Source organism: Streptomyces sp. NPDC041068 (assembly GCF_040647455.1).
GTDB lineage: Bacteria > Actinomycetota > Actinomycetes > Streptomycetales > Streptomycetaceae > Streptomyces.
Window position 1 is genome coordinate 612,176 of the sequence record NZ_JBEZCG010000003.1, and the last position, 25,121, is coordinate 637,296.

The window sequence follows — 25,121 nt, forward strand, 5'->3', positions numbered from 1 at the left end:
CAGGGCCTCCTAGCGGCGGATGCGGGTCATCTCCGGGTCGAACAGGGGCTCTTCGGCGACCGTCGCGGGAACCTTCTCGCCGAAGTACTCGACGTGCACGCCCGTGCCCGCCTCCAGCGGCGGCAGCCAGGCGTACGCGACACAGCGGCCCAGGGTGTACCCGTAGGAGGCGCTGGTGACGTACCCGGCAGGGGCGCCGTCGACGTACACGGGCTCCTTGCCGAGGACGACGGCGGCGGGGTCGTCGAGCAGGAGGGGGGTGAGTCTCCGTGAAGGCTGCCCGCGCCCCTCCAGCGCCGAACGGCCCACGAAATCACCCTTGTTCATGCGGACCGCGAAGCCGACGCCCGCCTCGTAGGGGTGGTGTTCGGTGGTCATGTCCTGGCCCCAGGCGCGGTAGCCCTTCTCCAGACGCAGGCTGTTGAAGGCGGACCGTCCCGCCGCGATCACGCCGTGCTCGCGCCCCGCCTCCCACAGCGTGTCCCAGAGGCGGAGCCCCAGGTCCGCGGTGGTGTAGAGCTCCCAGCCCAGTTCACCGACGTAACTCAGGCGCATCGCGGTCACCGGGACGTGCCCGATGTAGGTCTCCTTGGCCTTGAAGTAGCCGAACGCCTCGTGCGAGAAGTCGTCGCGGGTGAGCGGCTGGACGAGCGTGCGGGCCAGCGGCCCCCAGACGCCGACGCAGCAGGTCCCCGAGGTGATGTCCCTGATGTGTACGTCCCTGGGGGCGTGCCGGAGCAACCAGTCCAGATCCGAGGGGGAGTTGGCGCCCACCTGGAAGCGGTCGGGCGCGAGCCGGGCCGCGGTCAGGTCGGAGCGGATGCCGCCCGTCTCGTCGAGGAGGAGGGTGTACGTCACCGAACCGGGCTTCTTGGCGAGGTTGTTGGTGGTCATGCGCTGCAGGAAGGCGAGGGCGCCGGGGCCCGTGACCTCCAGGCGGCGCAGCGGCGTCATGTCGTAGAGGGCGACCTTCTCGCGGGTGGCGCGCGCCTCGGCCGCCGCGATCGGGGACCAGTGGCGGGCGGACCAGGCGTCGCGCTCGGGCACCTCGATGCCGTCGGCCAGGCGGGAGTTGGCCTCGTACCAGTGCGGGCGCTCCCAGCCGCCGCCCTCCAGGAAGACCGCGCCCAGCTCCTGCTGGCGGGCGTGGAAGGGGCTGACCCGTAGGGGGCGCGGCCGTTCCATCGGCTGGAGCGGGTGGATCACGTCGTAGACCTCGACGAACTGCTGGGCGCCGCGCTCGGCGACGTACGCGGGGGAGCGCTGCGCGTCCTCGAAGCGCGTCAGCTCGCAGTCGTGCAGGTCGAGCGAAGGCCGCCCGTCGACCATCCACTCGGCGACCGCCCTGGCGACGCCCGCGGAGTGCGTGACCCACACGGCCTCCGCGAGCCAGAAGCCGCGCAGGGCGCGGGACTCGCCGAGCACGGGCATGCCGTCGGGCGTGAAGGAGAAGACGCCGTTGAAGCCCTCCTCGATCTCCGTCCGCCTCAGGGCGGGGAGCAGCCAACGGCAGTCCTCCCAACTCGGCGCGAAATCCTCCTCGGTGAAGGGGTACGAGGACGGCATGTCCGCGGAGTCGTCGTACGCCGGAACCGTGAACGGGTCGACGGACAGCGGGCGATGGGCGTACGAGCCGATGCCGATGCGGTCGGTGTGCTCGCGGAAGTACAGGTCGCGGTCCTGGAAGCGGAGGATCGGACGCGAGGCCTCCGTACGCGGATCGTTGACCCCCGTGAGCTCGGGCAGGGGCGCGGTCCTCGCGTACTGGTGGGCGAGGGGGAGCAGCGGGACGTCGACGCCTGCCATCCGGCCGATCACCGGGCCCCAGAATCCGGCCGCGGAGACGACGTGGTCGGCGGGGAAGGTGCCGCGGTCGGTGACGACGGCGGTGACGCGGCCGCCGTCCTGCTCGATGCCTGTCACGGTGTGCCGGTCGAGAAATCGTGCTCCACGCGCGCGTGCCCGTTCCATCTGCGCGCGGCAGGCAGGCACGGCGCGGGCCAGACCGTCCTCGGGCGTGTACAGACCGCCGTACACCTTGGTCTCGTCGACGAGCGGCCACAGTTCCTTGCAGCGGGCGGGGCCGACGAGTTCGGCGCGCACGCCCCAGGACGCGGCCAGCCCGGCCTTGCGGTGCAGGTCGGACCAGCGCTCGGCCGTGGTGGCGAGTTCGAGGCCGCCGACGGGGTTGAAGCAGGGTAGGCCGTCCGACTCCAGGGCGCCGAACTTCTCCACGGTGTACGTGGCGAAGGCGGTCAGGGTCTTGGACGGGCTCGTCCGGAAGACCAGGCCCGGCGCGTGCGAGGTGGATCCGCCCGGCGCGGGCAGCGGCCCCTGCTCCAGGACGGTGACGTCGGTCCAGCCGCGCTCGGTCAGCTCGTCGGCGAGCGAGCAGCCGACGACGCCAGCGCCGATGACGACGACGCGGGGGCCTTCGGGCCCGTCGGCGTGTGGATCCCGGGCACGGGTGGCGCCCCGGGGACCTTGGGGCCGGGTGGTGCGAGGGCATGAACCCTGAGCGCTGCTCACAGGACCACCACCGATCGCAGCACCTCGCCCCGCTGCATTCGCACGAACGCCTCCTCCACCTGGTCCAGGGCGATGGTCTCGGAGACGAAGCCGCCCAGGTCGAGACGGCGGGTGAGGTACTGGTCGACGAGGATCGGGAAGTCACGGGTGGGCAGGCAGTCGCCGTACCAGGACGACTTGAGGGCGCCGCCGCGCGAGAACAGGTCGAGCAGCGGCAGATCGATCACCATCTCCGGATCGGGCACCCCGACCTGGACGAGCACGCCCGCGTGGTCGCGCATGTAGAAGGCCTGCTTGTACGTGGTGGGGATGCCGACCGCGTCGATCGCGACGTCGACGCCGTGGCCGCCGGTCAGCTCACGGACCGCCGAAACCGGGTCCGTGCCACGGGAGTTGACGGTGTGCGTGGCCCCGAACCGGGTCGCACCGTCCAGCTTCGCGTCGTCGATGTCGACGGCGATGACGCGGCGGGCCCCGGCCAGGGACGCCCCGGCGATCGCAGCGTTGCCGACGCCGCCGCAGCCGATGACCGCGACGGTGTCGCCGCGGCCCACCCCGCCGGTGTTCACGGCGGCACCGTACCCCGCCATCACGCCGCAGCCGATCAGGGCCACGGCGTCGGGGCGTGCCGCCGGGTCGACCTTCACGGCCTGGCCCGCGGCCACCAGGGTCTTCTCCGCGAAGGCGCCGATGCCGAGGGCCGGGCTGAGCGGGGTGCCGTCCAGGAGCGTCATGGGCTGTGCGGCGTTGCGCGAGTCGAAGCAGTACCAGGGGCGGCCACGCACACAGGACCGGCAGGATCCGCAGGGCGCGCGCCAGGCGATCACCACACAGTCGCCGGGCACGAGGTCGGCGACGTCCGCGCCGACCGCCTCGACGGTGCCGGCCGCCTCGTGGCCGAGCAGGAACGGGAAGTCGTCGTTGATCGCGCCCTCCCGGTAGTGCAGATCCGTGTGGCAGACCCCGCAGGCCTGCACGGAGACGAGTACCTCTCCCGGGCCGGGATCTGGCACGACGATCGTCTGCACCTCGACGGGTGCGCCCTTTTTCGCGGCGACGACGGCACGGACCTCGTGGGGCACGGCCAGGCTCCTCTGCTGTTGCGCATGACGGGAAGACGTTGTGGCGGCGCGGGATGGAAGATGTTGTGTTGCGCACTGCACGATCGGTTGCGCTATGAGAGACATAGTGGGAACGCCATCAAGAGGCCGTCAAGAGGGCGGAGTTAAGCCTTCGCAAATCAGCGGGGGCGCGGCGAAACGAGGCCGACACACGGGAGGGCGGGGCCAGGAGTTCCCTGGCCCCGCCCTTGTCTTCGCCCTCGCTCCTGCCTTCGTCTCCGTCCTCGCCTTCGTCTCCGTCCTGGCCCCCGCCCTCGTCTCCGCGGCCCGGCGGTCGACCTCGAGGCGCCGACGCCCGGCCCTCGCGTACTCGGTGACGTCGTGCCGGACGGTCCGTCAGAAGCCGTACCCCATCCGCCGCGAGAGCTCCACGGAGGCCGCGACCGTGCGCTTGGCGAGCTCGGTCAGCCGGTCCTCGGTCAGGCGGTACACGGGCCCCGACGCGCTGAGCGCGCCGATCACCTTGCCGTCGTGTGCACGCACGGGCGCGGCGACGGCGGCGAGGCCCACCTCCAACTCCTCGACGGCGACGGCGAACCCCTGCTCCATCACGGTCTCCAACTCGCCGCGCAGCGCCACCGTGCCGGTCACCGTGTGCTCGGTCAGGCGCGGCAGCGTGCGGGCCATCAGTCCCTCGCGCAGCGTCGTCGGCAGATGCGCGAGGAGCACCTTGCCGCTGGAGGTGGCGTGCAGCGGCGTGCGCCGGCCGAGCCAGTTCTGTGCGGTCACCGACGCCGGGCCCCTGGCCTGCATGATGTTGACCGCGGCGTCGTCGTCCAGGACCGCGATGTTGACCGTCTCGCCCAGCTCGTCCGCGAGCTCGCGGCAGACCGGGCCGCCTTCCTGGGAGATGTCCATGCGCACTGCCGCCGCCCCCGCCAGGCGGAGTACGCCCGCGCCCAGGAAGTACTTCCCGCGGTCCTTCGCCTGACCGACGAGGCCGCGGTTCTCGAGCACCCCGAGGAGCCGGAAGGCCGTCGACTTGTGGACGCCCAACTCGTCGGCTATCTCGGTGACTCCGGCCTCCCCGTGGCGCGCGAGGATCTCCAGCACGCTCACCGCGCGGTCCACGGACTGGACGGATCCGGCGGCTCCCTTCGGCTGCCTCTCCCGTGATTCCCGGTGCGTCTCCCTGTCCTGATCAGCCTGTTTCCGCGTGCCCGTCATATCTGAACTCTCACCACCTGGCGGCCTGTTGAAGCCGCGTATTCGGGAAGCCCTTGACGCGGTGGGCGCCCCGCCCGGATTCTGTTGCGCATAGCGCTCCCTCGTGCGCCATGCGAAACATCATGTTACCGAAGGGTCTTGGCCCCAGAAGGGGCGAGGACCGGGCCGAATGACATCAAGAGGGGGGCCCATGATTCCCGTATGCCGCCTCGAAGACCTCCCCGCGGGCGAGTCCGTCCGCCTCGACACCACGCCGCCCGTCGCGGTGTTCAACGCCGACGGCGAGCTCTTCGCCATCGACGACACATGCAGCCACCAGGACGCGTCCCTGTCGGAGGGATGGCTTGAGGGCTGTCTGGTCGAATGCCCGCTGCACGCCGCCTCATTCGATCTCCGCACGGGCCGGCCCACGTGCCTGCCCGCCCGCCGGTCCGTGCGCACCCACCAGGTGTACGTCGAGGACGGCATGATCCACGTGAGCCTCACCGCCACCGAGGAGGGGTCCGCCGCATGAGCGTCGGCACCGCGGGACGGCTGAGGACCGTCACCGTGGTCGGCGCCTCGCTCGCCGGCCTCTACGCGGCGCGGGAACTGCGCGCCCAGGGTTTCGACGGTCGCCTGGTCGTCGTCGGAGCGGAACCGCATCAGCCGTACGACCGGCCGCCGCTGTCCAAGGAGTTCCTCACCGGAGACTCGTCCGGGGGCGCGGAAGAGGGTCAACTCGCCTTGTCCGACGCGGAGGAGAGCGAGGAGCTGGACGCCGAGTGGATTCTCGGCACGCGCGCGCATGCCCTCGACGCACGGGGCCGCACCGTCGTGCTCGACGACGGCCGCGCCCTGCCGTCCGACGGCGTGGTGATCGCCACCGGGGCGTCCGCGCGCTCCCTTCCCGGGCCCCGGCTCGCGGGCGTCCACACTCTGCGGACTCTGGACGACGCCCGCGCGCTGCGGGCGGAGCTGACCCGGGGACCGCGGCGCGTCGTGGTGATCGGCGGCGGCTTCATCGGGGCGGAGACCGCGTCCTCGTGCGTGGCGCTCGGGCATGACGTCACGGTCGTCGAGGCCGCGCCGGTGCCGCTCGTGGCCCAACTGGGGGCCGAGATGGCAACGGTGTGCGCGGGGCTGCACGCGCGCGGCGGGGCGAGGCTGCTGACGGGCGTGGGAGTGGCGGGGCTGCGGGGTGCGGGGCGTGAGAGCGGAGGGAGTTCGGGCGGAGGGAGTTCGGGCGGCGGCGCGGCGGCCATGGGTGGTGGAGGTGCAGTGACCACGGGTGTTGGAGGCGTAGTGACCATGGGCCGTGGAGGAGCCGTCGCCGCGGTGGACCTCGCCGACGGCCGGGCGCTGCCCGCCGATGTGGTCGTCGTAGGCATCGGGGCGGCACCCAACACCGCGTGGCTCGCGGGCTCGCCCCTCGCCGTGGACGACGGCGTCCTGTGCGACGACGGCTGTGTCACCGCCCTGCCGCAGGTCGTCGCGGTGGGCGATGTCGCCAGAGCGGGCGGAATCCGCGCCGAGCACTGGACGAGTGCCACGGAGCAACCTCGCCTCGCCGTACGGAACTTGCTGGCCGGGCGCACGGTCGAAACGGCGCGCCCGCTGCCGTACTTCTGGTCGGACCAGTACGGCTCCCGCATCCAGTTCGCGGGGCGGAGGGGCGAGGGCGACACGGTGCGCGTAGTCGAGGGCTCCCCGGACGCCCTGGGTGAGGGCGGCTTCCTGGCCGTCTACGAACGGGAGGGCCGAACGACAGCGGTCCTGGCGATCGACCGGGCCCGACCGTTCATGAAGGTGCGCAGGGAGCTGGCCGCCGCTCGGGCCGGGGAGGGGTCGGGGGAACCCGCGGGGGTTTGAGGCGGGCCCGAGTGTGCGGATGCGCTGTGGTGTGCGGGGGCTCTGCGGGGCGTGGGTGCGCGGAGGTGTGCGGACGCGCTGAGATGTCTGGACGTGCTGAGATGTCCGGCCGTGCTGTGCCGTGCGGACGCGCTGAGATGTCCGGAAGCCCTGCGGCGCGCCGACGCTCTGCGGCGCCCCGATGTGCCGAGGCGTACGGCAGCTCAGACGCCGAGCCCCGCCGCACACCGACTCGGGAGCGCCACAGCCACAGTTGCGCCGCCCTCTCTCGCGCTCAGGAGTGCGACAGTTGCCCCCGCTCTCCCTCGCGCCCAGGAGCGCCACAGCTGCTCCGCCCTACCGCACACTCAGGAGTGCGACAACTGCCCCGCCCCACCCCGCCTTTGTATCCGCTCCTTGCCGCGCGCAGCGGCCCGCGCCTGACGTCGGGCCTTACGCCGCTCGCGCCGCAGCCGCCGCGCCGTGCTGCTCGGCATCGACACGACTCCGTGCCGTTGGTTCCACACCTGGCGGGTCACCCATACGTCGAGCACGCCCCAGGTGGCCACGACCGTGCTGGCCACGCTGCTGAGGACCATGGGGAAGGAGAGCCAGGACCCGGCGAGCGTGCACAGGACGGCGATCATCGCCTGCACCAGGGTGGCCGCCACTATGATCACGGCCCGCACGGCGGCCGTGCGCACCGGATCCGGCAGCCGCCGTCTGCGGGCGGGCTCCTCGACCCACAACGACGGCCTCGGCGCGGGGCGTTCACGCTCCTGAGGCACCGCCTCCTGCACCGCCGCCTCCCGCGGCACCGCACCCCACGCCGCCGCGACCTCGTCAAGCGCCGCTTTTCCGACCGGTGCCGCTTCGCTGACCGGTGCCGCTGTGCCGACCGGTGCCGCCTTGTCCGTTCCCTCGGCGGCACGTCCGCCGGGGGCGGACGTGCCGCTCCCGGGTGTCACACTCCCGGACGCCCTGTGGCGCTCTGCCGTGCCCATCATTTCGTCACTCCCCCCGCTGCCTCGCGGCCGTTCATGGAGCATCCTCAGGTCCTCAAGCCCTCAGGCCCAACTCACCTGTGGCTGCCCGTTTTGCTGCGCTATATGCCGCCTGCCCTGCGCCGTGCCCCAGACCCGCGGCTCTCTTCCTGTTGGACGAGCGGGAGATCGGAAAGATTCCCGCTCCGCTTCCGTGCGGCGAAGAATTCCGGCCAACTGGCGTGCGTGGAACGGAGGATGGGGGCGGGTGGCATGCGCCACATGCTGGGACGCAATCTCCCGTAATGGAGGGACAACTAGGGACGTCCCTTTCGCGTCACGGCTGAAAAGCGCTCGGATGCGTCTTCGAGTTGCTCGTGAGTCGGTAGTAGGCTCGCGCCGTTTGTTGACGCACATGTGTGCCCCTGGCCCGTGCAACGGCCTCAGGGGGCCGATCTAGGGGAGGCCATGCGCTTTCGCGGGAAGTCCATCCGCCGGAAGATCGTGGCACTGCTGCTCGTGCCGTTGGTTTCCCTGACCGCGATCTGGGGTTTCGCCACCGTCATCACCGGCCGCGAGGCGGTCAGACTGATCGACACCGCCAACGTCGTCGACAAGATCGGCTACCCGGTCGAGGACACGGTCCGCGTCGTTCAGCAGGAGCGCCGTCAGACCGCCGTCTACCTCGCCGACCCGCGCGCGTCGGACGCCATGGCCGCACTGCGCCGCAGCCGCTCCGCGACCGACGACGTGATCTCCAAGGTCCGCTCGAACGCCGCGGATTCGAACGTTCGCGGAAGCATCGACAGCGGTTCGGGCAAGCGTCTGACCGCGCTCGTCGAGGCCCTGGACGGCGTCGAGTCACTGCGCCGCAGCGTCGAAGAGGGCACGATCGGCCGCGTCGGCGCCCTGAAGATGTACACCAAGCTGATCGACCCCTGCTTCGAACTGCTCAACAGCCTCAACGGCTTCGCGGGCCTCGACGACGTGAGCTTCGACCAGCAGGGCCGCGCGCTCGTCGGCGTCTCACGCGCGCGTGAACTGCTGTCCCGTGAGGACGCGATGATCGGCTCGGCACTCGTCGCGCGGCGGATCACCGGCGGTGAGCTCCGGCAGATCTCCGAGCTCCGCGCGCAGCGCACCCTCCTGTACGAGGTGAACCTCGCGCAGCTTCCCGAGGACGAGCGCGGCGGCTACGAGCGCTACTGGAAGGGTGCCGAGACCGCCCAACTCCGCAAGGCGGAGCAGGACGTCGTCGAGTCCTCGCCCGGCACCCCGCGCGCGGTGACGTCCTCGCACTGGGACGGCGCCGCGGGCAGGGTCCTCAAGGACCTCTCCGAGCGCGACATCGAAGCGAGCGACCGCTTCCGGGAACGCGTCGAGCCCGAGGCCTTCGACGTGATCCTGCGTGTGATCCTCGCCGGTGTGCTCGGCCTGCTCGCCCTGCTGCTCTCGCTCTTCATGTCCGTACGCATCGGCCGCAGTCTCATCAAGGACCTGCGCCGCCTGCGGCTGGAGGCCCACGAGGCCTCCGGCGTCCGGCTGCCGGGCGTCCTGCGCCGCCTGGCGGCCGGGGAGCAGGTGGACGTGGAGACCGAGGCGCCCCGCCTCACGTACGGCAAGGACGAGATCGGACAGGTCGGGCAGGCCCTCAACACCCTGCAGCGCGCCGCCGTCGAGGCCACCGTGAAACAGGCCGACCTGCGTCGCGGCGTCTCCGAGGTCTTCGTCAACCTCGCCCGCCGCAGTCAGGTCCTGCTGCACAAGCAGCTCACCCTCCTGGACACCATGGAGCGCAGGACCGAGGACACCGACGAGCTCGCCGACCTCTTCCGCCTCGACCACCTGACCACCCGCATGCGGCGGCACGCCGAGGGTCTCGTGATCCTCTCCGGCGCGGCCCCCTCGCGGCAGTGGCGCAAGCCCGTCCAGCTCATGGACGTCGTCCGCGCCGCCGTCGCCGAGGTCGAGGACTACGAACGCATCGAGGTCCGCCGCCTGCCCCGCATCGCGGTCACCGGACCCGCCGTCGCCGACCTCACGCACCTGCTGGCCGAACTCCTGGAGAACGCCACGGTGTTCTCGCCCCCGCACACCGCGGTGCAGGTCCTCGGCGAGCACGTCGCGAACGGCTTCACCCTGGAGATCCACGACCGGGGCCTCGGCATGGCTCCCGACGCGCTCCTGGACGCCAATCTGCGGCTTGCGGAGACCCCCGAGTTCGAGCTGTCCGACACCGACCGGCTCGGCCTGTTCGTGGTCAGCCGGCTCGCGCAGCGCCAGCGCGTCCGCGTCTCGCTGCAGCCCTCTCCGTACGGCGGCACGACCGCCGTCGTCTTCATCCCGGAGGCACTGCTCACCGACGACGTGCCCGACACCGGAGGCGTCGGCTTCCGCCTCGACCGGCCGCAGGCCAAGGAGCCCGCGGTGGGCACCGACAAGACGGCCGACCGCACAGCGGCCCTCTCCCAGGTGCCCGTGCAACTTCCCGGCCTGCCCGCCTCCGTCCTCGACGGCCCCGTCGAACTGGAGGCGCCCGTCGGCATGGTGGACCTCGACGCCTTCCCCGGCGCGCTCGACGACGAGGACAGCGAGCGCGGTGGACTCTTCCGCCCGCGCCGCCGGATCGCGGGCACGCCCGGCGAGCAGCACCAGCAGGCCCGCGACGACCGCGAGGCGAGCCGCGCGGAACCGATCCGCCGGGACGTGGGCCCCACCCACGTCGACGACGAACCGGCCGAGGACGCCCACTCCGTAGGCCCCGTTCCGCTGCCGCGCCGCAGGACCCCGAAGCTGGTCAGCTCGCACGGCCGTCCGGTCACGCACAGCAGGCCGCAGGACAGCCGCACGCACGACGGCCGCGCACAGGACAGCCGGAGCCAGGACAGCCGTACGCAAGACGGCCGGAGTCAGGACGGCCGGAGTCAGGACAGCCGGTTCTCCGAGAGCAGGTTCCCAGGAGGCAGGCCTTCGGAAGGCGTGTCCACGGAGAGCAGGCTTTCGGAGAGCAGGTCTACGGAGAGCAGGTCTACGGAGAGCAGGTCTACGGAGAGCGGGCTTTCGGACAGCAGGCCCCTGGACCCGGTACCCGAGGACGAGGTTCCGCAGCCACTGCGGTCCCGCACCGAATGGCCCGATCTCGCCCCACCGCACCGGGACGTCACGGCCGTCGACGACGCGCCGCCGGAGCTGCCCCGTCGCGGCCGCCGCACCACCACCCAGGACCGGGGCACGACCAGGCCCCGCTCCGCACCGGCCCCCGCCGCGGAGACCGAACGGGACCGGAGCTCCACCACCACGACCGCTCCGGGCGGACTGCCCCGCCGTGTCCGGCAGGCCAGTCTCGCCCCGCAGCTGAAGGACGGCCCCGACCGCCGCACCGACCGCGCCGAGACCCGGCCGGAGGAGCGTGACGCGGAAGAGGTACGCAGCCGCATGGCCTCGCTGCAGCGGGGCTGGCAGCGCGGCCGCGACGAGAATGCCGCGGGCGACGACGCCACGGACGGCACAGCACCAGGAACGACATCTGAGGGGGACGGTCGATGACCGCACCGAAGGCCGACACACGCACCACCACGACCGGCGGACGGGGAGAGCTGAACTGGCTCCTCGACGACCTGGTGCAGCGCGTCGCCAGCATCCGCAAGGCGCTCGTGCTCTCGGGCGACGGCCTGCCGACCGGCGTGTCGAAGAACCTGACCAGGGAGGACAGCGAGCACCTCGCCGCCGTCGCCTCCGGGTTCCACAGCCTCGCCAAGGGCGTGGGCCGCCACTTCGAGGCGGGCAGGGTCCGCCAGACCGTGGTCGAGCTCGACGACGCGTTCCTCTTCGTCACGGCCGCGGGCGACGGCAGCTGCCTCGCCGTCCTGTCGGACGCGGACTCCGACGTCGGCCTGGTGGCGTACGAAATGACGCTGCTGGTCAAGAGGGTGGGTGTGCATCTGGGTACGGCGCCGCGCACGGACCTGCCCGCCGGGGGGTAGTGGGAGGTCATGAGCGACGACGGTCGAGGGACGCAGAGAGCAGAGGCCGGACAGGGGATACCGGGGGCGCAGGAGACGCCCCACTGGTTCGACGACGACGCCGGTCCAGTGGTGCGGCCGTACGCCATGACGCGCGGCCGCACCACGAGCGTCGGCCAGCACCGCCTCGACCTGATCGCGGTCGTCATCGCGGAAGCACGTGCCTACGGAGTGCCGGAGGCCGACCAGACGCTGTCTCCGGAGCACGTGGACATCGTCGAACTCTGCCGGGACACGCCCCAGTCGGTCGCCGAGCTGGCGGCCGAACTCGACCTGCCCATCGGCGTGGTCCGCGTCCTCATCGGTGATCTCGTGGACGACGAACTGGTGCACGTGACCCGCCCCGTACCCCCGGCCGAGCTGCCGGACGAGAGTATTCTGCGCGACGTGATCAACGGCCTCCGGGCGCTCTGAACAGCGCGGAAGCGGGAGTGAGAACGTGACTGGCTGGCAGTTCTGGGTCGACAGGGGCGGCACCTTCACCGACATCGTCGCGCGGCACCCGGACGGTCGCCTCCGCACGCACAAACTGCTCTCCGACAACCCGGCCAGGTATCAGGACGCGGCGGTCGCGGGAATCCGAGAACTCCTCGCAGCCAGCGGGACCGACGGCGGGACCGACAGCGGGGCAGAAGGCGGGACCGGCAGCGGGGCAGAAGGCGGCGCGGAGGCGGTCGACACCGTCCGCATGGGCACCACCGTCGCCACCAACGCCCTCCTGGAGCGCAAGGGCGAACCCACCGCCCTGGTCGTCACCCGCGGCTTCCGCGACGCCCTGCGCATCGGCTACCAGAACCGCCCGCAGATCTTCGCCCGCCGGATTGTGCTCCCCGAACTGCTCTACGACCGGGTCATCGAGGTCGACGAGCGCGTCACCGCCGACGGCGACGTGCTGTGCCCACCCGATCTGCAGGGCATCGAGGGGCCGTTGAGGCAGGCGTACGACGACGGCATCCGCTCCGTGGCGGTCGTCTGCATGCACAGCCATCTGTACCCCGCCCACGAACGGGCCATCGGCGACCTCGCCGTCCGCACCGGCTTCCCACAGGTCTCGCTCTCCAGCGAGGTCAGCCCTCTGATGAAGTTCGTCCCGCGCGGGGACACCGCGGTCGTCGACGCGTACCTCTCACCGGTCCTGCGCCGCTACGTCCAGCAGGTCGCCGACGAACTCCACGGCGTCCGCCTGATGTTCATGCAGTCCAACGGCGGTCTCGCCGAGGCCGGCCAGTTCCGCGGCAAGGACGCGATCCTGTCCGGCCCGGCGGGCGGCATCGTGGGCATGGCCCGCATGTCGCGCCTGGCCGGCTTCGACCGCGTCATCGGCTTCGACATGGGCGGCACGTCGACGGACGTGTCGCACCACGCGGGCGAGTACGAGCGGGTCTTCACCACGCAGATCGCCGGGGTCAGGCTGCGCGCCCCGATGCTCGACATCCACACCGTCGCCGCGGGCGGCGGCTCCGTGCTCCACTTCGACGGCAGCCGCTACCGGGTGGGCCCCGACTCGGCGGGCGCAGACCCGGGCCCGGCGAGCTACCGGGGTGGCGGGCCGCTCACCGTCACCGATGCCAATGTCGCCCTGGGGCGCGTCCAACCCACCCACTTCCCAAGGGTGTTCGGCCCGGACGGCGATGAGCCCCTGGACGACGCGCTCGTCCGCGACCGCTTCGCGGAGCTGGCCCGCGAGATCCATGAGGCGACCGGCGACGACCGCACGCCCGAGCAGGTCGCCGAGGGATATCTGCGGATCGCGGTGGCCGACATCGCGGGCGCGATCAAGCGCATCTCGGTCCAGAAGGGCCACGACGTCACGCGCTACGCCCTGACCACGTTCGGCGGCGCGGGCGGCCAGCACGCGTGCATGGTCGCCGACTCGCTCGGCATCCGCACCGTCCTCGTGCCCCCGATGGCCGGTGTGCTCTCCGCCCTGGGCATCGGCCTCGCCGACACCACGGCGATGCGCGAACAGTCGGTGGAGGCGCCGCTGGAGGCGTCGTCGATGCCCCATGTCCTCAAGACCGCCGACGATCTGGAGAGCGCCGCCCGCGACGAACTCCTCGCCGAGGACGTGCCCGGCGACCGCATCCGCGTCACCCGCCGTGCCCAACTGCGCTACGACGGCACGGACACCGCCCTGACCGTGGAACTCACGGACCCGGACGCCATGACCCGGGCCTTCGAGGACCGCCACCGCGCCACGTACTCCTTCACGCTGGATCGGCCGGTCGTCGTCGAGGCCCTCTCCGTGGAGGCCACCGGGCTCACCGAACAGCCCGACCTGTCGGCCCTTGCGGGCGAGGTGACACCGGGCACCCCGCAGCGCGTGCGTCTGCACACCGGCGGCGCCTGGCACGACGTACTCCTGCACCGTCGTGAGGAGTTGCCGCCCGGCGAGACCGTCATCGGACCGGCGATCATCACCGAGGCCAGTGCCACGACGGTCGTGGACGACGGCTGGCGGGCGGCGACGACGGAGGCGGGCCACCTGGTCATGGAACGCGTCGCGGCGCCGGAGAGTTCCACCGCCGGCACCGCCGCCGACCCTGTCCTCCTGGAGGTCTTCAACAACCTCTTCATGTCCATCGCCGAACAGATGGGCGCCCGCCTGGAGTCCACGGCGCAGTCGGTGAACATCAAGGAACGGCTCGACTTCTCCTGCGCGCTGTTCGACCCCGACGGCAACCTCGTCGCCAACGCCCCGCACATCCCCGTCCACTTGGGCTCGATGGGCACCAGCGTGAAGGAGGTGATCGAACGCCGCGGCAGCACCATGCGCCCCGGGGACACCTACGCGGTCAACGATCCCTACCACGGCGGCACCCACCTCCCCGACGTCACCGTCATCACCCCGGTCTTCGACAGGCCGGGGGAGCACGGCATTTCACCGGGGGAGCACCACACCTCACAGGAGCGGATCCTCTTCTACGTGGCCTCGCGCGGCCACCACGCCGAGATCGGTGGCATCGCCCCCGGCTCCATGCCCGCGGGCAGCCGCACCATCGAGGAGGAGGGCGTCCTCTTCGACAACTGGCTCCTCGTGGAAGAGGGTCGCTTCCGCGAGGCCGAGACCTGGAGCCTGCTCACCGAAGCCCGCTATCCCTCGCGCAACCCGGACACCAACCTCGCCGACCTGCGCGCACAGATCGCCGCCAACCAGAAGGGCGTCGACGAAGTCGCCCGGATGATCGACAACTTCGGCCTCGACGTCGTCCAGGCGTATATGAAGCACGTCCAGGACAACGCCGAAGAATCCGTACGCCGTGTCATCGACGTCCTGGAAGAGGGCGAGTTCGCTTATCAAACCGACTCGGGCGCCACGATCCACGTCCGTGTCACCGTCGACCGCGAAGAACGCTCCGCGACCGTCGACTTCAGCGGTACGTCGCCTCAGCTCGCCACGAACTTCAACGCTCCCTTCGCGGTGGTCAACGCCGCGGTCCTGTACGTCTTCCGCACCCTCGTCGACGACGACATCCCCCTCAACGACGGCTGTCTGCGCCCCCTGCGCATCATCGTGCCGCCCGGCTCCCTGCTCGCTCCCGAGCCGCCCGCGGCCGTCGTCGCGGGCAACGTGGAGACCTCGCAGGCCATCACGGGCGCGCTCTACGCCGCCCTGGGCGTGCAGGCCGAGGGATCGGGGACGATGAACAACGTCACCTTCGGCAACGACCGCCACCAGTACTACGAGACGGTGGCCTCCGGCTCCGGAGCGGGCGACGGCTTCGACGGGGCGCCCGTCGTACAGACCCACATGACCAACTCGCGGCTCACCGACCCCGAAGTCCTGGAGTGGCGGCTGCCCGTCCTCCTGGAGGAGTTCGCGGTCCGGCCGGGCAGCGGCGGCAGCGGGAGGTGGCGCGGCGGGGACGGGGCCGTGCGCCGCATCCGCTTCCGCGAGCCGATGACGGTGTCCACCCTGTCGCAGCACCGTAGGGTCGCGCCGTACGGCATGGCGGGCGGCGCCACCGGCGCGCTCGGCGCGGGCCGCGTGGAACGCGCGAACGGCGGCGTCCTGGAACTCGGCGGCAGCGACTCGGCCGACCTGGGCCCCGGCGACGTACTCGTGATCGAAACCCCGGGCGGCGGCGGATACGGACCGGCCCCGCGCGACACCACCGACGTAGTCACTGACGCAGTCACCGATGCAGGAGAAGTGAGCGATGATCTTCAGGCGTTCTGAGCGCGGCAAGGCCCCCGTCGAGCCGGTGACGCTGAAGATCCTGGTGGCGGGCGGCTTCGGCGTCGGCAAGACGACGCTGGTCGGGGCGGTCAGCGAGATCAAGCCGCTGCGCACCGAGGAGACCCTCAGCGAGGTCGGCCGCCCCATCGACGACACCAGCGGCGTGGCGGGCAAGCACACCACCACGGTGGCCATGGACTTCGGCCGCATCACGCTCCGCGAGGACCTCGTCCTGTACCTCTTCGGCACACCCGGGCAGGACCGCTTCTGGTTCCTCTGGGACGAGCTGGCCACCGGGGCACTGGGTGCCGTGGTCCTCGCCGACACCCGCCGCCTGGAGGACTGCTTCGCCGCCGTCGACTACTTCGAGCGCCGCTCCATACCCTTCGTCGTCGGCGTCAACTGCTTCGAGGGCGCGGACCGTTACCCCGCCGACGCCGTGCGCCAGGCGCTCGACCTCGACGAGCAGGTGCCCGTCGTCCTGTGCGACGCGCGGGACCGCGAGTCCGTCAAGGAGGTCCTCATCGACGTCGTCGAGCACGCGATGGCGGCCGCGGCCGCCGTGAGGGAGCCCGCGACCACCTAGACCGCATCGTCCGAGAACCGCATCGTCCGAGAACCGCATCGTCCGAGAACTGCAGGGCCCCAAAAGGCATGGCCTGAAAGTCGCAGGGCCTCAAGGCCGTTCAAGGACCTACGGCCCGTACCCCCGCCGACCGGGGTACGGGCCGCAGCTCGGCTCGGCTCAGCCCTCTCCGTCCTCCAGCCAGCCGAAGCTCCGTTCCACCGCCTTGTGCCAGTTGTGGAACTCCTTCTCGCGCGTCTCCGCGTCCATCTGCGGCGACCACTCGACGTCCTGCTGCCAATGCGCCTTGAGCTCGTCGAGGTCGTTCCACACGCCCGTCGCGAGCCCGGCCGCGTACGCCGCGCCCAGACAGGTCGTCTCGGAGACCTTCGGACGGATCACGGGTACGCCGAGGACGTCCGCCTGGTGCTGCATCAGGAGGTTGTTCTTGGTCATGCCGCCGTCCACCTTGAGGGTGGTGATCCGCACCCCGGAGTCCTGGTACATGGCGTCGACGACCTCACGGGTCTGCCAGCTGGTCGCCTCCAGGACCGCGCGTGCCAGGTGCCCCTTGGTGACGTACCGGGTGAGACCGGTGACGACGCCGCGCGCGTCGGAGCGCCAGTAGGGGGCGAAGAGACCGGAGAACGCGGGCACGATGTACGCGCCGCCGTTGTCGTCCACGCTCGCCGCGAGCGGCTCGATCTCGTCGGCGCTGCGGATGATGCCGAGCTGGTCGCGGAACCACTGCACCAGGGCGCCGGTGATCGCAATCGACCCCTCAAGGCAGTACACGGGCGCCTCGGAGCCGATCTTGTAGCCCATCGTGGTGAGCAGCCCGCTCTTCGAAGGGACGGGCCGGTTACCGGTGTTGAGCAGCAGGAAGCTGCCCGTGCCGTACGTGTTCTTGGCCGTCCCGGTGTCGTAGCAGGCCTGTCCGAAGACGGCCGCCTGCTGGTCGCCGAGCGCGGAGGCGACGGGCACTCCGGAGAGCTGCCCCACGGCCGTGCCGTACACCTCGGCCGACGACCTGATCTCCGGCAGGACCGCCTCGGGGACGTTCATCGCCGACAGGATCGACTGGTCCCACTGGAGCGTCTCCAGGTTCATCAGCATGGTGCGGCCCGCGTTGGTGACGTCGGTGACGTGCTTGCCGCCGTCGGTGCCGCCCGTGAGGTTCCAGATCAGCCAGGAGTCGATGGTGCCGAAGGCGATCTCGCCCCGCTCCGCGCGGGCCCGCAGTCCCGGCACGTTGTCGAGCAGCCAGGCCGCCTTGGGCCCGGAGAAGTAGCTCGCAAGGGGCAGTCCGGTCTGCTCGCGGAAGCGGTCCTGGCCGTCCGCGCCGCCCAGTTCGTTGCAGAGCGCCGAGGTGCGGGTGTCCTGCCAGACGATCGCGTTGTGCACGGGCTTGCCCGTGGCGCGGTCCCAAAGGACCGTGGTCTCACGCTGGTTGGTGATGCCGAGCGCGCTGACCTGGTCGGCGCGGAGCCCGGCCTTGGCGATCGCCCCCGCGACCACCGCCTGCACCTTGGACCAGATCTCGGTGGCGTCGTGCTCCACCCAGCCGGGCTTGGGGAAGATCTGGCGGTGCTCGCGCTGGTCCACGGCGACGATAGCGCCGTCCTGGTTGAAGATGATGCAGCGGCTCGACGTGGTGCCCTGGTCGATGGCGGCGACGAATTTCTCGGAGCTGTCCGGCATGGCTACCCCTTGACGAGAAGACTCGGGTCGATGCGCAGACTCAGAAGGCTGCGTTGTAGATGAGCCCCGCGAGGGCTCCGCCGATCAGCGGTCCGGCCACCGGAATCCACGCGTAGCTCCAGTCGGACGTGCCCTTGTTGGGGATCGGCAGGAACGTGTGCACGATGCGCGGACCGAGGTCGCGCGCGGGGTTGATCGCGTAGCCCGTGGGCCCGCCGAGCGAGAGACCGATGCCGACGACCAGGAAGGCCACGATCAGCGTCTGTGTACCGGACTCGCCGAGCCCCTTGGTCAGACCGAAGGCGAGGATCGGCAGCACCAGCGCGACGGTCGCGATGACCTCGGTGACGAGGTTGGCGACCGGGTTCCGGATCTCCGGGATGGTGGAGAAGATGCCGAGCGTCGGCGTCGGCTGGTGCACGCCTTCGGAGTCGCCCTTCGCGCCCCGTGTGACGTTCGCGTTGAACTGCGCGAGATAGACGAGGTACGCGAGGACGGCGCCGAGCACCGCGCCGACCATCTGCCCGAGCAGATAGACCCAGACCTTGTCCCACTTCTCGGTGTCGATGGCGATGCCGAGCGTGACGGCGGGGTTGAGGTGGCCGCCGGAGAGCGGCCCTGCGGTGTAGGCCCCCGCGAGCACACCGAAGCCCCACCCGAAGGCGATGACGACCCACCCGGAGGCCTTCGCCTTCGAATGGCTGAGCGTGACGGCGGCACAGACGCCGGCGCCGAGCAGAATCAGAATCGCCGTGCCGATGACCTCACCGACGAAGATGTCCCCATTCGAGTACATGGCGGCTCCTAGGCCCTCGCCCGGGGCGGTGCGCCCCGGTACTCCGTGAAGGGTGCGTTTCCCACGACTACTGCCTGGATACGCCCGGCTGATTCGGCCGGAGGCAGGGAGTCTCCCGCGCCCCGCCCGGCGTCCACGACGAGCGTGCCGTCGCAGTCGCGTCGCTCCTGGGGGATGACCCGGTGAGCAGGCCCTATGTACGTGACCCTTCGCGCGCGCAGAGGTTCTGAACGCCGTGGAGCCGAGGTACGGCGACGCCGACTGACACCCGGAAGTGTTCACCGATGGTGATGGAGCGTCAAGGTCGCGGACGGCAACGGTTAACCGGTGGGAGCGCTTCCCGTCGGAGCGTCCCTCGGCGTACCGGTCGGAGTGCCGGGCATGAACTCAGCGGACCGCGACGACCGCGGACCCGTGCCCGAACAGCCCCTGGTTCGCGGTGATCCCCACACGCGCCCCTTCGATCTGCCGCGCCCCCGCCGTCCCCCTCAACTGCCAGGTGAGCTCGCAGACTTGAGCGATGGCCTGAGCGGGCACGGCCTCTCCGAAGGAGGCCAGTCCGCCACTGGTGTTCACCGGTATGCGTCCGCCAGGGGCGGTCGCCCCTTCGCGCAGCAGCTTGGCGCCCTCGCCCTCGCCGCAGAGCCCCAGGTCCTCGTACCACTGCAGCTCCAGGGCGGTGGACAGGTCGTAGACCTCCGCGAGGGACAGGTCGTCGGGGCCGATGCCCGCTTCTTCGTACGCCGCTCGCGCGATGGACGCGCGGTACGTCCCGTCGGCGGGGTCCACGGCCGCGGCCGAGTCCGTGGCGATGTCCGGCAGGTCAAGGACCGTCCTCGGATAGGTCGGCGTGACCGTGGACACCGCGCGGACGCGCACCGGATCCGCCGCTCCGTGGCGCCGCGCGAACTCCATGCTGGAGAGGACGAGGGCCGCGGCCCCGTCCGAAGTGGCGCAGATGTCCAGGAGCCTCAGCGGATCGGCCACGACGGCCGATGCGGCGACCTCGTCGACGGTGACGGCCTTGCGGTAGCGCGCGTTCGCGTTGAGCGCGCCCGATGCGGCGTTCTTCACCTTGACCTGGGCGAAGTCCTCCAGAGTGTCGCCGTGGACGGCCATCCTGCGGCGGGCGTAGAGGCCGAAGTACGCGGGGTTGGTCGCGCCGAGGACGCGGAACCGCAGCCAGTCGGGGTCGTCGGGCCGGTCGCCGCCCGCGGGCCGGAAGAACCCCTTGGGAGCCGCGTCGGCGCCGACCACCAGGACCACGTCGGCCATGCCGGCCAGGATCTGTGTACGTGCCGTGTTGATGGCCTGGGCGCCGGACGCGCACGCCGCGTACACGCTCGCGACCCGTGCGCCCTGCCAGCCGAGGGCCTTGGCGAACGTCGCCCCGGCGACGTACCCGGGATAGCCTCCCCGCACCGTGTCCGCGCCGACGATCGAGCCCACGTCCCGCCAGTCGACCCCGGCGTCCGCGAGTGCCGCGCGTGCCGCCACCACTCCGTACTCGACGAATCCGCGGCCCCATTTGCCCCAGGGGTGCATGCCCGCGCCGAGCACCGCCACCTCGCCGCTCATGCGCTCACCCCCACCGGCTGCCAGTGCCATGTCGTCCACGTCGTCTCGTCGTCCTCGTCGAGCACGCCGGGGACGACCTCCACCTCCATGCCGACCTCCAGATCGGCGACGGAGACCCCCGGAGCCGACTGGCCGAGCACCACCATGCGCTCCGCCTCCAGCTCCACAGCGATCAACGTGTAGGGCTGCCAAGGAAGTTCCGGGTCGGAGACGTAGGGTGCGGGTGGCCGGTAGCGGCCGTCGGTGTACGACCAGATGCGCCCGCGCCGCGACAGGGACACCTCGACGAGCTCGCCGCCTCCGCAGCCGGGATTGCGGCAGAAGCCGTCCTCGCGTGGAAAGAAGACGGCGGCACACGCGGAACAGCGCGTACCCAGAAGCCGGAAGTCCTCACCCTCCCCGGCGAACCAGTTGGCGACTACGGGCGTGCACGCACGCGACAAGGCTCCTCCAGGCGATGGATCTGACGGAACGTCAGGAGTGTGCCACGGGCAACCGTATTTCGGCAGGGGGGAGGAGTGCGGGGAGAGTGCGGCGTCCGCAGGTGAACCGGATGGTCCGCTCTCGCGTCCGAGTATCGGAGAGGGTGTCCGGGGCCGACGGGGGTGGACCCGGACACCCTCCGCCGCACGAGGTGCTATCCGCCCTGGAGCGACCTGCGCGACACAGGGAAGTCGAAGTACGTGTCGGGGAACAGCTCGGGCTTGTACGTGAAGTGCCACCACTCCTCGGGGAGATTGACGAAGCCCTCCTTGGTGAGCGCGTTCCGCAGCAGATCGCGGTTGATCCGCTGCTTGCCCGTGACGCGGGGATCGTCCGTGTGCGACAGCGTGTCGAAGCAGTCGAACCCCGTACCCATGTCCACCGAGTTGTCGGGGAAACGCTCACTCCGCGGCCCGTGGCACGGCGTGAGCGGCTCCCCGGGGACGTACGGGCGGGTCGGTGCGGCCGGCAGCCTCACCACCGTCAGATCCACCGTCGAGCCGCGGCTGTGCCCGGACTTCTTGGCGATGTACCCGTCCGCGAACAGCCGCGACTTGTCGACACGGGGATAGAACTCCGCCTTCATGCGCTCATCGCCCAGGTCCTCGGCCCAGCGAACGAAGTGGTCGACGGCCCGCTGCGGCCGGTAGCAGTCGTACACCTTCAGGGAGTAGCCCTTGCGCAGCAGCGTGCGCTGCGCCTTGTGCAGCGCCTCGGCGGCGGGCTCGGTGAGGATGCACATCGGCTTCCTGTAGCCGTCGACGCGCTCACCCACGAAGTTGTGCGGAGTGAAGTAGCGCATCTCCTGGATGATCGTCGGGTCGACGTCCCGCAGTGCCACGAACTCCTCGGGAGCCTTCGGCTCGGGCTTCGCGTGCGCGGGGGAAGGGGCGGCGGTCACGGCCAGCAGAGCGGCGGCACCGACGGCGAGATTCCGCAGGGCGGGGACGAGTCCTGTCATGCCCCCTGCGTCTACCAGGATCACCGCCACCCGCGAAAGACCGACGCGGCGGGGATCGGATACAGTCCGCGGCGTGTCCGCATCCCCACATCCCGCCAACTCCGTTCCAGGCTCCCACTGTTCGAGCTGCGGAGTGGCCTACGAAGACCAGCCTTCCGGCTGGCCCCGCACCTGCGCCGCCTGCGGCGCCGTGGCCTACCGCAATCCGCTCCCCGTCGCGGTCGCCCTCCAGCCTGTGTACGACACACAGGGCACCGGATTGGTCGTCGTGACCCGCACCATCCCTCCCGCGCGCGGGGGCATCGCCCTGCCGGGAGGGTTCATCGACGACAGGGAGGACTGGCGCGACGCCGTCGTGCGCGAGCTCAAGGAGGAGACGGGCATCGGCGCGCACAGCCGTGACATCCGCCTGGCCGACGTCATGAGCGCACCCGACGGCTACCTCCTGGTCTTCGGCCTCCTGCCCGAACGCCCTGCCACGGACCTGCCGGTCTCCGCCCCGACGGACGAGACCGAGGGCTGGCATCTGCTGCGCCGCCCCGACGAACTCGCCTTCCCGCTGCACACGTTGGCGGCACGCGCGTGGTTCGAGGGCCGCTACTGACCTCGCGAGCCGCCGAAGGGGTCCTCGGCCCCCGCATGGCCTGCCCTAGCCGCCGAGCCCCCGCACCCGCACCGGACGCCCCGGTGCGGGCCCGTCCTCACCGCCGTCCCTCTCGACGACCACGCGCCCCTCGCTCCACCGCGTCGTGAACCGCTCGAGCGGCGCCTCTGTCCACCCGTCACCCGTGTCGGCGACCACGAGCCCCCCACCCGTACGTCCCTGGGCAGGCGCCCACGCCTCCAGCTCGAGCCCGCCGTCGTGCCCCCTGACCGGCACCACCGTGCCCGCCCGCGCAAGCACAGGGATGCGCGACAACGGAGCGTCCACCAACACCTGACCGCCCCCTTCGTACGCCTTCCCCGTCACCGTGTCGTACCACCGCCCCCGCGGCAGCCGCACCGAACGCCGCACCGCACCGCTCTCCATGACCGGGGCCACCAACAAGGAGTCCCCGAGCAGAAACGCGTCCTGGCAGTCCCGCAGACCCCGGTCCTCCGGAGTGGCCCACCACAAGGGCCGCACATAAGGGGCGCCCGTACGCCGCGCGAGATGGGCCAGCGTCACGAAGTACGGCAACAACCGCCTGCGCTCGACGAGCGCCACACGCGCGTGCTCCAACACCTCGTCCCCGAACGCCCAGGGCTCGCGCCGCCCCGCCTCGATCGCCGCGTGCGTACGGAACAGCGGGAGATACGCCCCCAGTTGGAACCACCGCAGATACAGCTCCGGCGAGGGACTGCCGTCGAACCCGCCCACATCGGGACCCGAGTACGGCACACCGCACAACCCGAGCCCCAGCACCAGCGACAGCGACGCGCGCAGCCCCGGCCAGCCCGTGGACACATCACCGGACCACGTCCCTCCGTAGCGCTGCATGCCCACCCACCCGGAACGCGAGAACAAGAAGGGCCGCTCCTCGGGGTGCAGTTCACGCAGCCCCTCGTACCCGGCACGGGCCATCGCCAGGCCGTACACGTTGTGCGCCTCCCGGTGGTCGCCACCGCGCCCCTCCAAGGAGTGCCTCGCCGAACGCGGCAGCGTCGCCTCACCGAACGCGGCGAACGACACCGGCTCGTTCATGTCGTGCCAGAACCCCGCGAACCCCTGGTCGATACGCTCCTCGTAGAGTCGGCCCCACCACTCCCGCGCGCGTGGGTCGGTGAAGTCCGGATACACCGCCTCCCCGGGCCATACGACACCGCGCACCGCCCGCCCCGCGCCGTCCCGCACGAACGCGTCGGCCGCGGTCCCGCTGTCGTACACCTCGACGCCCGGCTCGGCCTTCACCGCGGGATCGACGATCGAGACGAGCCGGATCCCGTCCCTGCGCAACTCGTCCGCGAACTGCGGCAGTTTGGGAAATCGCTCCTTGTCGACGGTGAACACCTGATGCGCTTCGTAGTGATCGATGTCCAGGTGCACGGCGTCCAGCGGCAGCCCGCGCTCCTGATACCCCGCCACGATCCGCCGCACCTCCTGCTCACTACCGAAGCCCCACCGCGCGTGATGGTGCCCGAGCGCCCAGGACGGCGGCAGCGCCGGAGGCCCGGTGAGCGACGCCCAGGTGTGCAGCACGCGCGCGGGGGTACCGACCATCGCCCAGCAGCGCAGCGGCCCGCCGTCCATCCGTACCTCGCACGACCCGGTCCGGTCATGACCGGACCCGGCCCCCTCCTCGCCCTCGTGCACATGGACCGAGCCCTCCCACGAGTTGTCGTGGAAGACCAGATGCGCACCCGCGTCGGCCACCACCATCTGCACCGGCATGGTGATGTACAGCGGATCGTCCTCCGGCCCGAAGGAACCACCCGGATCGGTGTTCCACAGCCGGTACGTCCCGTTCCGCAGCCGCGGCCCGCCGGCCCGACCCCCGAGCCCGAAGAACCGTGCGTCCGCCGCCACCTCCGACCGCTGCACCCAACGCGCCGCGCCGCCCTCGACCGGCTCCCACCAGCGCGGCGGCAGATCGCGCCGCAGCATCACGCCGCCGGGCGTGCGCAGTTCGACGGCCCCGTGCCGCGAGACGACGACCGTCGCCCGCTCCGACACCACCCGCCAGCCGCCCTCCTTGTCGGGTTCGAGCACGGCCCGCGGATCCGGCTCGGGACTCCGGCACGACAGCGCGTACGAAGGCTCGGGCCCGGCACCGTCCCAACCCCAGAAGACGGCCCCACCGGTGGTCACCCGCACACGCAGCTCGGAACGGGCGAACCGCACCACACCACCACCGGGCCCCGGCTCCACGGCCGTCACCGTGCCGGGCACCCGCGCCCGCTCGGCACCCCGAGGAGCGAGCCCCGCCGCGTCCGTCCGCCACCTGCGCCACGACGAGCGCACCGTGCGCAACCCCCGCGCCGTGCCGACCATGCCGACCGCCTTCACCGAACGCACCAGGTCACGACCGTTCATGCTGCTCACCCTGCCACCGAAGAAGCCGCGTGTGTGCTTCGTTCAACTGCCGTTCACCTGGGACGACGGCACATAGCCCCGGAACCGACTGTGTGGGGCACACCCTGGTGCGGAAGTCGATCACGTGGCATCGTCCCCTTCAGCCGTGTTCACGCGCACACCCAGCACGTGCGCACCTCACACGCATACGAC

18 protein-coding genes are annotated in these 25,121 nt (G+C 71.2%); 8 read left to right on the top strand and 10 right to left on the bottom strand.

Annotation, left to right across the window (positions count from 1 at the left end; genetic code table 11):
- Window positions 1-9: 9 nt before the first annotated feature.
- From AB0B50_RS09840 to AB0B50_RS09850, 3 genes are all read right to left on the bottom strand, one after another.
- Complete coding sequence (locus tag AB0B50_RS09840; protein WP_362328266.1) at window positions 10-2,415, bottom strand: FAD-dependent oxidoreductase; 2,406 nt, start codon at window positions 2,413-2,415, stop codon at window positions 10-12.
- Window positions 2,416-2,525: 110 nt separating this feature from the next.
- Window positions 2,526-3,611 carry an S-(hydroxymethyl)mycothiol dehydrogenase gene (locus tag AB0B50_RS09845; protein ID WP_362328153.1) on the bottom strand — a complete coding sequence of 362 codons (1,086 nt, stop codon included), beginning with the start codon at window positions 3,609-3,611 and terminating at the stop codon, window positions 2,526-2,528.
- 375 nt (window positions 3,612-3,986) lie between these two features.
- Window positions 3,987-4,817, bottom strand: coding sequence for an IclR family transcriptional regulator (locus tag AB0B50_RS09850; RefSeq protein ID WP_362328155.1), 831 nt, complete (start codon window positions 4,815-4,817; stop codon window positions 3,987-3,989).
- Between the two features lie 190 nt (window positions 4,818-5,007).
- On the opposite strand from AB0B50_RS09850, the gene AB0B50_RS09855 reads away from it, so the two are divergent.
- Window positions 5,008-5,331, top strand: coding sequence for a bifunctional 3-phenylpropionate/cinnamic acid dioxygenase ferredoxin subunit (locus AB0B50_RS09855; RefSeq protein ID WP_362328157.1), 324 nt, complete (start codon window positions 5,008-5,010; stop codon window positions 5,329-5,331).
- Window positions 5,328-6,668 carry an FAD-dependent oxidoreductase gene (locus AB0B50_RS09860; protein WP_362328159.1) on the top strand — a complete coding sequence of 447 codons (1,341 nt, stop codon included), beginning with the start codon at window positions 5,328-5,330 and terminating at the stop codon, window positions 6,666-6,668. Before AB0B50_RS09855 ends, AB0B50_RS09860 begins: the two co-directional genes overlap by 4 nt.
- A 347-nt stretch (window positions 6,669-7,015) precedes the next feature.
- On the opposite strand, the gene AB0B50_RS09865 is transcribed toward AB0B50_RS09860, so the two are convergent.
- Window positions 7,016-7,654, bottom strand: coding sequence for a hypothetical protein (locus AB0B50_RS09865; RefSeq protein WP_362328161.1), 639 nt, complete (start codon window positions 7,652-7,654; stop codon window positions 7,016-7,018).
- Window positions 7,655-8,098: 444 nt separating this feature from the next.
- On the opposite strand from AB0B50_RS09865, the gene AB0B50_RS09870 reads away from it, so the two are divergent.
- The 5 genes from AB0B50_RS09870 to AB0B50_RS09890 are packed head-to-tail and all read left to right on the top strand — an operon-like array spanning window position 8,099 to window position 16,418.
- Complete coding sequence (locus tag AB0B50_RS09870; RefSeq protein ID WP_362328163.1) at window positions 8,099-11,176, top strand: nitrate- and nitrite sensing domain-containing protein; 3,078 nt, start codon at window positions 8,099-8,101, stop codon at window positions 11,174-11,176.
- Window positions 11,173-11,613, top strand: a complete 441-nt coding sequence (locus AB0B50_RS09875; RefSeq protein WP_362328165.1) for a roadblock/LC7 domain-containing protein — start codon at window positions 11,173-11,175, stop codon at window positions 11,611-11,613. Before AB0B50_RS09870 ends, AB0B50_RS09875 begins: the two co-directional genes overlap by 4 nt.
- 9 nt (window positions 11,614-11,622) lie before the next feature.
- The gene (locus tag AB0B50_RS09880) at window positions 11,623-12,066 is read left to right on the top strand and encodes a DUF742 domain-containing protein (protein WP_362328167.1); all 444 of its coding nucleotides are present in this window, start codon (window positions 11,623-11,625) and stop codon (window positions 12,064-12,066) included.
- A gap of 25 nt (window positions 12,067-12,091) precedes the next feature.
- Window positions 12,092-15,832, top strand: coding sequence for a hydantoinase B/oxoprolinase family protein (locus tag AB0B50_RS09885; RefSeq protein WP_362328168.1), 3,741 nt, complete (start codon window positions 12,092-12,094; stop codon window positions 15,830-15,832).
- Window positions 15,813-16,418: an ATP/GTP-binding protein gene (locus AB0B50_RS09890; protein WP_362328170.1), complete on the top strand. Its 606-nt coding sequence runs from the start codon at window positions 15,813-15,815 to the stop codon at window positions 16,416-16,418. Before AB0B50_RS09885 ends, AB0B50_RS09890 begins: the two co-directional genes overlap by 20 nt.
- A 159-nt stretch (window positions 16,419-16,577) precedes the next feature.
- Here the strand turns inward: AB0B50_RS09890 and glpK are convergent, their stop codons facing one another.
- The 5 genes from glpK to AB0B50_RS09915 all read right to left on the bottom strand — a co-directional run bounded on the left by glpK (window position 16,578) and on the right by AB0B50_RS09915 (window position 21,916).
- Window positions 16,578-18,098 carry a glycerol kinase GlpK gene (gene glpK, locus AB0B50_RS09895; RefSeq protein WP_362328172.1) on the bottom strand — a complete coding sequence of 507 codons (1,521 nt, stop codon included), beginning with the start codon at window positions 18,096-18,098 and terminating at the stop codon, window positions 16,578-16,580.
- A 40-nt stretch (window positions 18,099-18,138) separates the two neighbouring features.
- Window positions 18,139-18,894 (bottom strand): MIP/aquaporin family protein, encoded by a 756-nt coding sequence (locus AB0B50_RS09900; protein ID WP_362328174.1) that lies wholly within the window; start codon window positions 18,892-18,894, stop codon window positions 18,139-18,141.
- A 387-nt stretch (window positions 18,895-19,281) separates the two neighbouring features.
- Window positions 19,282-20,472, bottom strand: a complete 1,191-nt coding sequence (locus AB0B50_RS09905) for a lipid-transfer protein (RefSeq protein WP_362328176.1) — start codon at window positions 20,470-20,472, stop codon at window positions 19,282-19,284.
- Window positions 20,469-20,915, bottom strand: coding sequence for a zinc ribbon domain-containing protein (locus AB0B50_RS09910; RefSeq protein ID WP_362328178.1), 447 nt, complete (start codon window positions 20,913-20,915; stop codon window positions 20,469-20,471). Before AB0B50_RS09910 ends, AB0B50_RS09905 begins: the two co-directional genes overlap by 4 nt.
- 194 nt (window positions 20,916-21,109) lie before the next feature.
- Entirely contained in the window at window positions 21,110-21,916 is an 807-nt protein-coding gene (locus AB0B50_RS09915) for a M15 family metallopeptidase (RefSeq protein ID WP_362328180.1), read from the bottom strand.
- 73 nt (window positions 21,917-21,989) lie between these two features.
- On the opposite strand from AB0B50_RS09915, the gene AB0B50_RS09920 reads away from it, so the two are divergent.
- Window positions 21,990-22,520, top strand: coding sequence for an NUDIX domain-containing protein (locus AB0B50_RS09920; RefSeq protein ID WP_362328182.1), 531 nt, complete (start codon window positions 21,990-21,992; stop codon window positions 22,518-22,520).
- A gap of 45 nt (window positions 22,521-22,565) precedes the next feature.
- Here the strand turns inward: AB0B50_RS09920 and AB0B50_RS09925 are convergent, their stop codons facing one another.
- Complete coding sequence (locus tag AB0B50_RS09925) at window positions 22,566-24,929, bottom strand: glycoside hydrolase family 31 protein (protein ID WP_362328184.1); 2,364 nt, start codon at window positions 24,927-24,929, stop codon at window positions 22,566-22,568.
- Window positions 24,930-25,121 lie beyond the last annotated feature (192 nt).

Bases quoted from the DNA above. Each gene is read 5' to 3' on its own strand.
- AB0B50_RS09850 (WP_362328155.1), bottom strand. From the start codon at position 4,817: ATGACGGGCACGCGGAAACAGGCTGATCAGGACAGGGAGACGCACCGG.
- AB0B50_RS09855 (WP_362328157.1), top strand. From the start codon at position 5,008: ATGATTCCCGTATGCCGCCTCGAAGACCTCCCCGCGGGCGAGTCCGTC.
- AB0B50_RS09860 (WP_362328159.1), top strand. From the start codon at position 5,328: ATGAGCGTCGGCACCGCGGGACGGCTGAGGACCGTCACCGTGGTCGGC.
- AB0B50_RS09865 (WP_362328161.1), bottom strand. From the start codon at position 7,654: ATGATGGGCACGGCAGAGCGCCACAGGGCGTCCGGGAGTGTGACACCC.
- AB0B50_RS09870 (WP_362328163.1), top strand. From the start codon at position 8,099: ATGCGCTTTCGCGGGAAGTCCATCCGCCGGAAGATCGTGGCACTGCTG.
- AB0B50_RS09875 (WP_362328165.1), top strand. From the start codon at position 11,173: ATGACCGCACCGAAGGCCGACACACGCACCACCACGACCGGCGGACGG.
- AB0B50_RS09880 (WP_362328167.1), top strand. From the start codon at position 11,623: ATGAGCGACGACGGTCGAGGGACGCAGAGAGCAGAGGCCGGACAGGGG.
- AB0B50_RS09890 (WP_362328170.1), top strand. From the start codon at position 15,813: ATGATCTTCAGGCGTTCTGAGCGCGGCAAGGCCCCCGTCGAGCCGGTG.
- glpK (WP_362328172.1), bottom strand. From the start codon at position 18,098: ATGCCGGACAGCTCCGAGAAATTCGTCGCCGCCATCGACCAGGGCACC.
- AB0B50_RS09900 (WP_362328174.1), bottom strand. From the start codon at position 18,894: ATGTACTCGAATGGGGACATCTTCGTCGGTGAGGTCATCGGCACGGCG.
- AB0B50_RS09905 (WP_362328176.1), bottom strand. From the start codon at position 20,472: ATGAGCGGCGAGGTGGCGGTGCTCGGCGCGGGCATGCACCCCTGGGGC.
- AB0B50_RS09915 (WP_362328180.1), bottom strand. From the start codon at position 21,916: ATGACAGGACTCGTCCCCGCCCTGCGGAATCTCGCCGTCGGTGCCGCC.
- AB0B50_RS09925 (WP_362328184.1), bottom strand. From the start codon at position 24,929: ATGAACGGTCGTGACCTGGTGCGTTCGGTGAAGGCGGTCGGCATGGTC.